Source organism: Brotocaccenecus cirricatena (assembly GCF_020687045.1).
GTDB classification, from domain to species: domain Bacteria; phylum Bacillota; class Clostridia; order Oscillospirales; family Oscillospiraceae; genus Vescimonas; species Vescimonas cirricatena.
Genome location: NZ_JAJEPW010000078.1, coordinates 1 through 10,968 on the forward strand (window position 1 = coordinate 1; position 10,968 = coordinate 10,968).

A 10,968-nucleotide genomic window follows, 5' to 3' on the forward strand; every position below is an offset into this window, starting at 1 on the left:
GCTGCATGGCAGCGCCGCTCTTGTGTTTGATTCACTTACAGGTGCAGAAGCTCCTTGTAATAGGGCCACAGGCCGGTTTTCTCCGGGCAGAAGGGGGCCAGCTGGCACAGGTCCGTGCCGGGGAAGTCGTTGCCCTCGATGATGGCGGGGCCGTCGGGGCCGATGGCCATATCCCAGCCCACATGGCCCACCTCCGGAATTTCCAGGGCGGCCTGGCAGGCCAGGGCCTTGGCCTCCTCGATCATGGGCAGCTGATAGCCCACCAGGGGGATGCCGGTGTCGGGGTGCTTGTCAAAGACGTTGAAATAGTCGTCGGTGGCGGGGGAGCAGATCTTGCCGGTGTCGATATCCACCCGGCAGAGGATGCCGCCCTGGCCGGAGTTGTCGCACACGCCGCCGCCCCGGCCCATTTTCAGGGTGATGTAGGCGATGTGCACCTGGCCGTCCACCAGGTCGGTGCAGATGCGCATGGTGTTCACGGACTGGGGATGCAGGCGCGCCATGTCGGGATGCTGGGCCTGGACATGCTCCAGCACCACCAGCTTCTTCTCCCGGATATAGTCCAGCATGGCCGCCGGGGATTCAAAATCCTTCACATACAGCTTTTCCACGCCGTTGCCGCAGGAGCCGTGGTTGATCTTGGCAAAAATGGCCTCCTGGCCCTCCAGGAATTGGGCCATCTGCTCCGGGGTGGCGGTTTCGCCGTTGAGGGTGGGGCGGCGGAGATACTTGGCGAAGCGGACGTTGAAGAGCAGCTTGTCGTCAAAATCGTCGTCGTGGGCCATATCGTTCATGATGTTGCTGACCTTCTTGTTGCGCACACGGGTGAGATAGGTGTCCCGCTGGGCGCCGGTCATGTCGTAAAAGCCGAACATGGTGTAGTCATAATACCCCGCGCCGTAGCGCACGGCGCACCAGAGCATATCGAAGAAGGTGCGGACCTTGTTCTGGCCGCACTTCTGGTGCACCACGTCGATCATGTGGTTCATTTTCTTGAAGCGGACGCCGGTGAGGACCCGGGCCACATATCCGATCATCGCCATGGTAAAAAAACCTCCCGTTTTTCATGTTACCCTATATCATACCACGCCGTCGGCAAAAATCCAACGCGCGGTGCTTATGCCTGCTAAAAGCGGCACTTTTTATACAGTATACCACGCCGGGCCGCCGGGCGCAAGCCCCGGAGTCGGCGGCATTGCAGGCCGGTGTGTCCGCCGGGGCGCGCGAAACGGCAGGCCCCAGGGCCTGCCGTTTGGGTTATATGATGCTTATGTCCGCTCCCGGAGCTCCCGCAGGCAGCGGGGACAGACGTTCTTTCCCCGGAAGGTCCGCACATCCTTGGTGCTGTCGCAGAAAATGCAGCTGGGGCGATACTTCCGCAGGACGATGGAGTTGCCGTCCACATAGATCTCCAGCGGGTCCTTCTCCGCAATGTCCATGGTGCGCCGCAGCTCCACCGGCAGAACGATCCGGCCCAGCTCATCCACTTTTCTCACAATACCGGTTGACTTCATATTGCCATCTCCCCATTTCGTATTGACCCTCATTAAAGTGAAAATACTACGCTTTTTTATTATACGACAAGGCCTCCGTTAAGTCAACAAAGTGCTTGGCATTTTTACAATTTCTTCACGAATACTATGTGTTCTCCCGGTCATATACATGGGCAGGAGGGGGAATGCATATGGCAATGGCCTGGATCTGGACGGGGATGGCGGTGGTGTCGCTGATTTTTGCCGCATGGAACGGCACCATGGACGCCGTGGGCGCGGCGGCTCTGGAGGGGGCCGGGGCGGCAGTGCAGCTGTGCATCGCCATGGCCGGGGTGCTGTGCCTGTGGAGCGGAGTCATGGAGATCATGTCCCGCTGCGGTCTTTCCGAAAAGCTGGCGGCGCTGCTGCGGCCCGCTCTGCGGTGGCTTCTGCCCCGAGCCAGCCGGGACCCGGAGACCCTGGCGGCGGTGTCGGCCAACGTGTCCGCCAATCTGCTGGGTCTGGGCAATGCGGCCACGCCCCTGGGCATCCGGGCGGCCCGGCGCATGGCCCGGGGAACCGACGGCACCGCCGACGACGAGCTGTGCCGCCTGGTGGTGCTGAACACGGCGTCGCTGCAGCTGCTGCCCACCACGGTGGCCGGGGTGCGGGCGGCCTGCGGCTGCCGGACGCCCTTCGATATCCTGCCGGCGGTGTGGCTGTCGTCGGCCATCTCCGTGACGGCGGGGCTGCTGGCGGCACGGCTGCTCCAGCGGGTGTGGAGGGACTGACATGGACCCCACGGCATTTGTGATCCCCTGTCTGCTGGCGGGGGTGGCCCTGTACGCCCTGACCCGGCGGGTGGACGTATACGCCGCCCTGACCCAGGGTGCCGGGGAAGGCCTGGCGGTGGTGGCGAAAATTCTCCCGGCGCTGGTGGGGCTGCTGACGGCGGTGTATATGCTGCGGGCCTCCGGGGCCATGGACGCCCTGGCGGCGGCGCTGGCTCCGGTGCTGGGGCTTCTGGGGATCCCGCCGGAGACGGCGGCGCTGCTGCTGGTGCGGCCGGTCAGCGGTTCCGGGGCTCTGGCGGTGGGCAGCCAGATCATGGAGCAGTACGGCCCGGACTCCGCCGTGGGCCGCACGGCGGCAGTGATGCTGGGCTGCTCGGAGACCACCTTCTACACCGTGGCGGTGTACTTCGGCGCGGCGGGAATCCGGCGCACCCGGTACACCATTCCTGCCGCCCTGACGGCGGACCTGGCCGCCTTCGCGGCCGCCGCCTGGGCGGTGCGCCTGTGCTTCGGGTGAAAACGGCGAGTGTTGCCAAACGGCGGAAAATATGATAGACTGCCTATAGGCGCTGCACGAACGGCAGGCGGTTGGCCACACCACCCGAAAGGGGGTGAGGCTCATGCGGATTACGTTACATATTGGGGCCTTTACGGTCACGATCATTGTAAAGAAACGCGAAAACCGCCACTCTGCCAAGTGACGGTTTTCTGAGCATATTAAGAAAATCTTCATCTGAAAGAGGCTAACCGCTTGTCGCAGCGCCTCTTTCTGCTCCTATTGTACCGCAGACAGCCCACGGTGTCAAGTGTTGCCAAACGGCAAAAAGTGTGATATAATAATTGTGGGCCGGAAGGCCCGTTGCTTCGGAGGATATTTCGGAGGATATTACATAAGGAGGAAGATCTGTTATGAAAAAGATCATTGCCACCACCAACGCTCCTGCCGCCATCGGCCCCTATTCCCAGGCCATCGACTGCGGCAGCTTCCTGGTCACCAGCGGTCAGGTGCCCTTTGACCCCAAGACCGGTGAGTTCGTTCCCGGCGGCATCCAGGAACAGACCCGCCAGGTGCTGACCAATGTGAAGGCCATTCTGGAGGCCGTCGGCCTGACCATGGACAACGTGGTCAAGACCACCGTGTTCCTGCAGAACATGAGCGACTTTGCCGCCATGAACGCAGTGTACGCCGAGTTCTTCACCGAGGGCCAGTATCCCGCCCGCAGCGCCGTGGAAGTGGGCGCTCTGCCCCGGGGCGCGCTGGTGGAGATCGAGACCATCTGCGTGAAGTAAAGAACGTCCAGCAAAAGCAGGGAGGCCCGCCGGGCCTCCCTGCTTTTGCTGTCACACGGTTTTTTCAAAATAGAAGAAGGTCTCGTCCTCCCCTGCCGGGCGCATACAAGCGGAAAGCATCTTATACGAGGCGGCGTTCTCCTTATAGCACTTGGCCTTCACCCGGGCCAGGCTCAGCCGGAACAGGGCCCAGTCCGCCGCAGCGGCGAAGGCCTCGGCGCCGTAGCCGTGCCCGGCATAGGCCGGGTCGATGCGGCAGCCCAGCTCCGCCCCGCCCCGCCAGTCGAACCGGTACAGCACCACCTCGCCGATCAGTTGGCGATCCAGCCGGACGGCGAAGTTCACCGCCCGCCGGGCGGCGAAGTCCCGCCGGGCCACAGACAGGAAGTAATCCTCCGTCAGCTCCCCCTTCAGGTCCTGACGATAGTCATAGCCCCACCAGCGGTTGCGCGCATCGTCCAGGCACAAGGCGTTATAGGCGGCCTCGTCCCGCTCCTCCAGCGGCGTCAGGGTCAGCCGGGGGGTGGTGACGGTGGGGATCTCCCGCAGGCGGTCCGCCTCGCACTGGACCTCGAACCGCAGCTTCCCTGCCAGGCGCACCGGCAGATACTGCAGCTTGGAGGTCCGCAGGCCCCGGTCCCCGGCGTCGTCCTCCCGGTTGATATAGACGCAGTCGCCGCCGAAGTGGGCGGCAAAGGCCTGGACCAGGGTGGGATAGGCCCCCTGGTGGGAGTACAGCGCCTTCTCCACATGAATAATCAGGGTGCCGCCGCAGTTCTCCGCCAGGCTCATGGCCACCAGCCGGTCATCCACCAGCAGGCCGCCGCCCAGCAGCCACCCCTCCGGCAGCAGCCGGGCCAGAGCCTTGGCATAGGCCAGCTCCCGCTTGGCGTTGAAGCTGGTTTTCTGGAACTCCTGCTCATAATCCGCCCAGAAATTCTCGATCAGGGGCATGTCCGCCCCGGTCAGGGGGATAAATTTCGCCGTGGGATACTCCTTGCGGAATTTGTTGATGTGGTTGCGCTGGCCGCTGTATTTCCGGCCCGCAAAGGCAGCCATGTCCTCCGCCCGATAGAGATAGTCCTTCCAGTTGCGCTCGTTGTTCATCCGCAGACGAGGCCAGCGCAGCAGCAGCTCCGGGGCCTTCTCCTCCGGCACCACGGAGATCACCAGCGGCGTCTCCGTGTCGGTGCAGTAGCTCTCGATGGCCGTCAGGGCGGCGTCCACGTCGCCGTCGGGGCCGGGCACCGGGTAGTCAAAGACCCACTCGCCGTCGATGCGGTTGCGGACGATGAGGCAGCCCGCCTCCTCGGCAAAGGAGGGCCGCAGATACAGGCTCCACATGAGCTTGGTCCCGGCAGAGTATTCGCACAGGCGATAGTCGCACCCGGCGTAATATTTGCGCAGCAGGGCGTGATGCTCCAGGGTAATGGGGGTAAATGTCAACATAGGCTCCTCCTATTTGATCTGGCGAATGATGTCCCGGGCCTCGGTGATGAAGCGCCGGGCGGCGGGCCGCAGTTCCCGGCGGTCCCGGGTGACGATGCCCAGCTCCCGGAAGGCCGGCGGGTCCAGGGGCACCGCCTGCACGGCGTCCCGGCGGCCCTTGAGCACCAGCTCCGACAGGACGCTGACCCCCAGGCCGTGCTCCACCATGGAGATGATGACGCTGTCGGACACCTGTGTGGTGCGGATCACCGGCGTGACGCCGGAGCGGTTCAAGGCCCGGAGAATGTCCAGGTGGAAGCCCATGGAGGGCATCAGAAACTCGTGGCCGCTGAAATCCCGCACGTCGAACCGCTCCCGGCCGCCCAGGTCGTACTCCGGCGGCAGGATGGCCAGCAGCGGGTCCTCCGCCAGAGGGAGCCAGTCCATGGTCATCCCGTCCTGGAGGCTGGCAAAGCCCATGTCCGCCTTGTCCTCCCGGACCCAGCGGTACACCTCCTCCACGCTGCCCATCTGGATATCCACCGTCAGCTCCGGGTGGATCCGGCGGAACTGCTGGATCACCTCCGGCAGCCAGTGCATGGCGATGCTGGAATAGGCGGCCACCCGGATGGTGTCCTCCTTGTGGGAATTGATCAGGGTAATCTCCCGGTCCAGGGCCTGGGAAGCAGACAGCACCTGGCGAACCAGGGGATAGATGCGCTCCCCCGCCGGAGTCAGCCGCACACCGGCCCGGCCCCGCAGCAGCACCGGAAAGCCGATGTCCCGCTCCAGGCTGTTCATCATGTGGGTCATGCCGGACTGGGTATAGCCCAGGGCCTCCGCCGCCCGGGTGAAGCTGCCATGTTCCACAGCCGCCGCCAACGCCTCCAGTTTCTTCGTATCCATGTGCGCCTCCCGCCATGAAAGAATTTCATGGTCCTATTATACAACGTACATTTTCCCCAGGCAAGAGAGGAATTCTATGCATTTTGCCCAATTTTCAGGAAGCTATCCTGCACGAACCGTAGAATTCAGATGATTCCATGACATTGTGTAATGGTAAAATGAGATTTTGTCGCTTTACAAATTTTTTCTCATGGTGTATCTTAGCTACAGTAATTCCTACGACATGAATTGCTTTTCCTTTCTATCCTCAAACAAAGAGAGCCGCACGAATGTGCGGCTCTCTTTGTTATGCCGGGGGCGTTACAGACCGTAGACCTCCGTGAACTTGTCCCGGAGATAGGCGGTGTAGCAGGTGGGGTCGAAGGGGCCGCAGACGGACTCGAACAGGGGCGTGGGGTCCTTCATGCAGCCGTATTTCCAGATCTTCTCCTCCAGCCAGCGGTTGATCTGCGTCAGCCGGCCGGTGGCCACGGCGGCGGACACGTCGAAGTCCTTCTGCATCTGCCGCAGATACTGGGCGCCGTAGGCCGAGCCGATGGCGTAGGAGGGGAAATAGCCGATGTTGCCATTGGCCCAGTGGGAATCCTGGAGGATGCCCTCCCGGTCGTTGGGCACGTCCACGCCCAGATACGCCTTGTACAGGCGGTTCCACTCAGCGGGCAGGTCGTGGGCCGTCAGCTCCCCGGCGAACATCCGCCGCTCCAGCTCATAGCGCACCATGATGTGCAGGCAGTAGGTCAGCTCGTCGGCCTCGGTGCGGATCAGGGAGGGCTGGGCCTTGTTGATCATGCGGTAAAAATCCTCCGGGCTGACGTCGTCCAGCCGGGGGGCGAAGTGCTCCCGGAGCCAGGGATAGATGATCCCGCAGAAGGCCCTGCTGCGGCCGATGATGTTCTCATAGAACCGGGACTGGCTTTCGTGGATGGCCATGGACACGCCGCCGCCCAGGCAGGTGCGGGACAGCTCACGGCCCACGTGCAGCTCATACAGGGCGTGGCCGCCCTCGTGGACCACGGAGTACAGGGACGAGGCCACTAAGTCCGCGTGATAGTTGGTGGTGATGCGCACGTCGTCCCGGGAGAAGTTGATGGTGAAGGGGTGCTCCGTCTCTCCCACGATGCAGTGGTCGCGGTCGATGTCCATGACGCCCATGACGAAGTCCGTGAACTCCCGCTGGATGGCCACGGGGAAGTCCCGGTGCAGGGGGGCGTCGTCCACCCGGTCGGCGTGGGCCTGGACCTGCTCGATCAGGGGCACCAGATCCCGGCGCAGGGCGGCGAAGAACCGGTCGCAGGTGTCCCGGGTCAGGCCCCGCTCAAACTGGTCCAGCTGGGCGTCGTAGGGGTCCTTCTCCGGCTGACGGCAGCCCGCCAGGCGGCGGCAGCTGTCGAAGATCCGCTGGAGATACGGCTCAAACAGGGCATAGTCGCTGCGCTCCTTGGCCTCGTGCCACACGGCGTCGGCCTTGGACACCAGCTGCTGATAGGCCACAAATTCCTCCTGGGGAATGCGGTGGGTCTGTTCATAGTCCCGCCAAAGCTCCGATACCTTCCGGGCGGTGACGGGGTCCAGCCGGTCCCGGGCCTGCACCAGGGTCTGGAGCATCTCCACCGTCTCCGGGGCGGTGGTCAGAATGTAGCTCATGCGGGACAGCTCCCCCAGGGTGTCGGCCCGGACGTCTGCCGAGCCCTTGGGGGCAACGGTGGCTCCGTCGTAATACAGCACGCCGGAGGCGTGGTTATAGGCAAAGGCCTGCTTTTCATAGGCGGCCAGCCTTTCCAGTGCCTGAGATACGGTCATACGTCATTCCTCCTGTAAAATAATTGGTTATTCATCTGCCAGCCAATCCGGGAAGCTGCCTTTTAAGAAGTGCCGGTACTCCGGATGGTCCGCAGCGTTTTTGTATTCTTCCCGTATGGTTCTTTGATTCCATTGCCGCACGCTTTCCGGCATTTCCTCATATCTCATAATGGTAATGAGTCCATCCTTTTCCGCCTGTAAAATAGCCTCGTAGGCATCGGAAACAAACTCCACAGATTCGATGTCTACAGGAATACTGCTTACAGCCGCATCCGGAATCCGCACATCGAAATCCGCTTCCTCAATGCTGCCTGCGCAATAGATGTATCCGGATACACCTTGATAGGTCTTTCTCAGCGCATCCGGATAGTATTCCTCCAGCCGCTGAATGCCGTTCTTCTCAAATCCGTATGGTCCCCATTTTTCCCATCTGCCGTCATAGGAGAAGCCGGTTTCCTTGCAATACCGCTCAATCGCATTGCTCAAATAGACCAGGACATTTTCTCTTTTCTTTGAGAAGTAGACCAAAGGGACTCCGTGATTGGAAGTCCTGGGCTCCAGCTGCTTGATCGTGCCTATTGGCGATGCGTGATAATACATATGCACCTCGCATTTTCCGGTTTATCAGGCCGAAGCCTTCCTTACATTTCCTTGATATACATCCCTTCCACCGCCCCTAGGACAGGCCGCAAATCCGTGCGCTTCACATCATCCAGCACCCTTTTCATCGGAAGTCCCGCAAAAACTGCTTCACTAAGCTGATTTTGAGTATACCACACGCCGCCCCCGATGGCAAGCGGTCGGTGCCTCCTCACCGGGTGGTGAAAGATTTTTCGAAGCCGGGGCATACTAAGGCCGGAGGTGAGAGAGATGAAGCGAAAGGACCGCGGCTTCCCCTACGACGCCGCGCCGGACGTGCATCAGTTCCGGGGCGTGCCCCAGAATTGCTTTGACCTGGTGAACCAGTACGGCACCTATAATATCCAGCCCACCACCGACACGGAGAATCTGTTCCCCCTGATCGGGCCGGAAATGCCGGAGCGTTGGCGGCATATGAGCCTGGGGAAGGACGACCTGGATTCGCTGGGATAGCCCACCGCAGGGAGCGGCGGGCGGGATAAAAGGCAGGCGGGGCGGGGCCCCGGGCATCGCACACGCCCCGCCTGCCCTTGAAAAAGCATTGACACCGGCGGCAGAACCCTTATAATGGTAGTATCACCACTGAGGAGGCCGCTATGGACAACAAGAAAAAAACCGACAGCATCATGCGCTATGTGGTGTATCTGCTGTGCGGCGTGCTGCTGGCGGGGTATTCCCTGCTGAAATGGAACGCTATGAGCGAGATGAAGTATCTCTATCTGGCCATCGGCGTGATCTGGGTCATTTACGGCGGCGTCCGGGCCCTGGTGCTGGCCCGGCGGCAGAAGCAGGACCGGGAATAAGCAATGGGCGTACCGCTTGCGGTACGCCCTGTCTGCACTTATCCCCCCAGCAGCCACAGCACCACGCCGTATACCACGCTGGCGGCGGTGCCGAATACGATCACAGGCCCGGCGATCAGGAACATTTTGGCGGCCATGCCGGTGATCAGGCCCTCTGCCCGGAAGTCCATGGCTGGGGACACCACGGCGTTGGCAAAGCCCGTGATGGGCACCAGGGTCCCGGCTCCGCCGAACCGGGCCAGCTTGTTATACAGGTTCAGCCCCGTGAACAGGGCCGACAGAAACACCAGACTGATGGAGGTGGCGGAGGCGGCGTCCTCCCGGGGCAGCAGCATCAGCCAGCCGGTCTGGATCAGCTGGCCCACCACGCAGATAGCCCCGCCGATGCCGAAGGCCAGGGCCATGTCCTTCAGCAGGGGAGACTTCTTCTGCATGCCCTTGACATAGGCCTGGTATTCCTGGGGTGACATATCCATGATTGCAGCACATCCTTTCGCCTATAGTCTGCCCGGCGGCGGGGCTTTTATCCCCGGCGGCGGCACAAAACCGCCGCTTGACAAGGGGGGCGCAAGTTGCTATGCTGGTGAGGACAGCTTTCCATTTGCCGAAAGGAAGAGGTTCTTATGAAGAAAAAGACAAAACAGGCGGGTCCTGCCGCCTGGCTGCGGGAAAACAAGTGGACCTGCGCGGTACTGGCGGCGGCCCTGGTGCTGCTGATCGTGGGGCGGCTGCTGGCAGCCCCGGCCCGGGTGGAAGCCGGCCAGCCGGAGGAGCGGGCGGACTATGAATCCGCCGTGGTGGAGCAGGTCCTGTCGGACTCCACGGAGAAGGACCCCGCCGCCGACAACGGGTACCGGGGAGAGCAGCTGCTGCTGGTTACCGTGAGGTCCGGGGACTATCAGGGCCAGCAGATGCAGGTATATAACTATGTGGGTCCCCTGTACGGCGGGCCCCTCCACGCCGGGGACCGGGCCACCATCCTGATCTCCAGCTATTCCGACGGCACCGTCAACGCCACGGTGTATGAATTCGACCGGCTGATCCCCCTGGCCATCGTGGTGGCGCTGTTCATCGCGGCGGCGGTGATCGTAGGCGGCCGCACCGGGGCCAAGTCGCTGGTGGCCTTAGCGGTGACGCTGGTGTGCCTGTTCGGCGTGCTGCTGCCGGCGCTGATGAAGGGGGCCAATACCCTGCTGATGACCTTTATCGTGTGCGCCTATGTGGCGGTGGTGAGCCTGACCATTGTGGGCGGCGTGCAGAAAAAGAGCGTGTGCGCCATGCTGGGCGCCGTGGCGGGCACGGCCCTGGCCCTGCTGTTCGGGCTGCTGGCCCAGGCCCTGACCCGGGTGGACGGCCTGCGCATCGAGGACGTAGAGCCTTTGCTGCAGCTGCGCCAGACCGGCACACCCATCGGCCTGCGGGGCCTGCTGGTAGGCGGCATCATCATCAGCGCCCTGGGGGCGGTGATGGACGTGACCATGGGCATCGCCTCCTCCCTGGCGGAGGTCCACGCCGCCAATCCCCAGCTGTCCCGGCGGGAGCTGTTCCGCTCCGGTATGAACATCGGCCGGGACATGGTGGGCACCATGACCAACACCCTGATCCTGGCGTTTTTGGGCAGTGGGTTCACACTGATCCTGTACCTGTACTCCCTGGGGCTGTCCTTCCGCCAGCTGATGAGCTCGGCGTATGTGTCCATGGAGGTGGTCAGCGGCATAGCCAGCAGCGTGGGCGTGATTCTGTCCATCCCCCTGACGGCCCTGATTACTGCCGCAGTCTTTACAAGAGAAAAGCAGCAAAGCTGAATATACGAAGGGCGCAGCCGGGCGGCTGCGC

General features: G+C 62.4%; 13 protein-coding genes. 6 read left to right on the forward strand and 7 right to left on the reverse strand.

The annotated features are described in order from the left end of the window. Positions 1-35: 35 nt before the first annotated feature. Both LKD37_RS15460 and LKD37_RS15465 read right to left on the reverse strand, forming a co-directional pair. Positions 36-1,043: a sugar-transfer associated ATP-grasp domain-containing protein gene (locus LKD37_RS15460; RefSeq protein ID WP_302929996.1), complete on the reverse strand. Its 1,008-nt coding sequence runs from the start codon at positions 1,041-1,043 to the stop codon at positions 36-38. A gap of 225 nt (positions 1,044-1,268) precedes the next feature. Beyond that, positions 1,269-1,514 carry an AbrB/MazE/SpoVT family DNA-binding domain-containing protein gene (locus LKD37_RS15465; RefSeq protein ID WP_302929997.1) on the reverse strand — a complete coding sequence of 82 codons (246 nt, stop codon included), beginning with the start codon at positions 1,512-1,514 and terminating at the stop codon, positions 1,269-1,271. Positions 1,515-1,684: 170 nt separating this feature from the next. Between LKD37_RS15465 and LKD37_RS15470 the strand changes: the two genes are divergently transcribed. The 3 genes from LKD37_RS15470 to LKD37_RS15480 all read left to right on the forward strand — a co-directional run bounded on the left by LKD37_RS15470 (position 1,685) and on the right by LKD37_RS15480 (position 3,556). Continuing rightward, on the forward strand, positions 1,685-2,263 hold the full coding sequence (locus tag LKD37_RS15470) for a spore maturation protein A (protein WP_302929998.1): 579 nt from the start codon (positions 1,685-1,687) through the stop codon (positions 2,261-2,263). Position 2,264: 1 nt separating this feature from the next. Then, positions 2,265-2,783, forward strand: a complete 519-nt coding sequence (locus tag LKD37_RS15475) for a nucleoside recognition domain-containing protein (protein WP_302929999.1) — start codon at positions 2,265-2,267, stop codon at positions 2,781-2,783. 392 nt (positions 2,784-3,175) lie between these two features. Continuing rightward, positions 3,176-3,556, forward strand: a complete 381-nt coding sequence (locus LKD37_RS15480) for a RidA family protein (RefSeq protein ID WP_302930000.1) — start codon at positions 3,176-3,178, stop codon at positions 3,554-3,556. A gap of 51 nt (positions 3,557-3,607) precedes the next feature. Here the strand turns inward: LKD37_RS15480 and LKD37_RS15485 are convergent, their stop codons facing one another. The 4 genes from LKD37_RS15485 to LKD37_RS15500 form a co-directional block, all read right to left on the reverse strand. Then, a complete protein-coding gene (locus LKD37_RS15485; RefSeq protein WP_302930001.1) occupies positions 3,608-5,005 on the reverse strand; it encodes a GNAT family N-acetyltransferase in 1,398 nt (465 codons plus the stop codon). Between the two features lie 9 nt (positions 5,006-5,014). Next, positions 5,015-5,890, reverse strand: a complete 876-nt coding sequence (locus tag LKD37_RS15490) for a LysR family transcriptional regulator (RefSeq protein WP_302930002.1) — start codon at positions 5,888-5,890, stop codon at positions 5,015-5,017. Positions 5,891-6,190: 300 nt separating this feature from the next. Further along, positions 6,191-7,690 carry a carboxypeptidase M32 gene (locus LKD37_RS15495; RefSeq protein WP_302930003.1) on the reverse strand — a complete coding sequence of 500 codons (1,500 nt, stop codon included), beginning with the start codon at positions 7,688-7,690 and terminating at the stop codon, positions 6,191-6,193. A gap of 27 nt (positions 7,691-7,717) precedes the next feature. Beyond that, on the reverse strand, positions 7,718-8,176 hold the full coding sequence (locus LKD37_RS15500) for a hypothetical protein (protein WP_302930004.1): 459 nt from the start codon (positions 8,174-8,176) through the stop codon (positions 7,718-7,720). 384 nt (positions 8,177-8,560) lie between these two features. Here LKD37_RS15500 and LKD37_RS15505 point away from each other — a divergent pair, with 384 nt between their 5' ends. Continuing rightward, positions 8,561-8,782, forward strand: a complete 222-nt coding sequence (locus LKD37_RS15505) for a hypothetical protein (RefSeq protein ID WP_302930005.1) — start codon at positions 8,561-8,563, stop codon at positions 8,780-8,782. A gap of 143 nt (positions 8,783-8,925) precedes the next feature. Further along, entirely contained in the window at positions 8,926-9,132 is a 207-nt protein-coding gene (locus tag LKD37_RS15510) for a hypothetical protein (protein ID WP_302930006.1), read from the forward strand. Positions 9,133-9,170: 38 nt separating this feature from the next. On the opposite strand, the gene LKD37_RS15515 is transcribed toward LKD37_RS15510, so the two are convergent. Beyond that, positions 9,171-9,608 (reverse strand): SpoVA/SpoVAEb family sporulation membrane protein, encoded by a 438-nt coding sequence (locus tag LKD37_RS15515; protein ID WP_302930007.1) that lies wholly within the window; start codon positions 9,606-9,608, stop codon positions 9,171-9,173. Between the two features lie 147 nt (positions 9,609-9,755). Here LKD37_RS15515 and LKD37_RS15520 point away from each other — a divergent pair, with 147 nt between their 5' ends. Next, positions 9,756-10,937, forward strand: a complete 1,182-nt coding sequence (locus LKD37_RS15520; RefSeq protein ID WP_302930008.1) for a YibE/F family protein — start codon at positions 9,756-9,758, stop codon at positions 10,935-10,937. Positions 10,938-10,968 lie beyond the last annotated feature (31 nt).

Bases quoted from the DNA above. Each gene is read 5' to 3' on its own strand.
- LKD37_RS15490 (WP_302930002.1), bottom strand. From the start codon at position 5,890: ATGGATACGAAGAAACTGGAGGCGTTGGCGGCGGCTGTGGAACATGGC.
- LKD37_RS15460 (WP_302929996.1), bottom strand. From the start codon at position 1,043: ATGGCGATGATCGGATATGTGGCCCGGGTCCTCACCGGCGTCCGCTTC.
- LKD37_RS15465 (WP_302929997.1), bottom strand. From the start codon at position 1,514: ATGAAGTCAACCGGTATTGTGAGAAAAGTGGATGAGCTGGGCCGGATC.
- LKD37_RS15505 (WP_302930005.1), top strand. From the start codon at position 8,561: ATGAAGCGAAAGGACCGCGGCTTCCCCTACGACGCCGCGCCGGACGTG.
- LKD37_RS15515 (WP_302930007.1), bottom strand. From the start codon at position 9,608: ATGGATATGTCACCCCAGGAATACCAGGCCTATGTCAAGGGCATGCAG.
- LKD37_RS15495 (WP_302930003.1), bottom strand. From the start codon at position 7,690: ATGACCGTATCTCAGGCACTGGAAAGGCTGGCCGCCTATGAAAAGCAG.
- LKD37_RS15470 (WP_302929998.1), top strand. From the start codon at position 1,685: ATGGCAATGGCCTGGATCTGGACGGGGATGGCGGTGGTGTCGCTGATT.
- LKD37_RS15485 (WP_302930001.1), bottom strand. From the start codon at position 5,005: ATGTTGACATTTACCCCCATTACCCTGGAGCATCACGCCCTGCTGCGC.
- LKD37_RS15480 (WP_302930000.1), top strand. From the start codon at position 3,176: ATGAAAAAGATCATTGCCACCACCAACGCTCCTGCCGCCATCGGCCCC.
- LKD37_RS15520 (WP_302930008.1), top strand. From the start codon at position 9,756: ATGAAGAAAAAGACAAAACAGGCGGGTCCTGCCGCCTGGCTGCGGGAA.
- LKD37_RS15510 (WP_302930006.1), top strand. From the start codon at position 8,926: ATGGACAACAAGAAAAAAACCGACAGCATCATGCGCTATGTGGTGTAT.
- LKD37_RS15475 (WP_302929999.1), top strand. From the start codon at position 2,265: ATGGACCCCACGGCATTTGTGATCCCCTGTCTGCTGGCGGGGGTGGCC.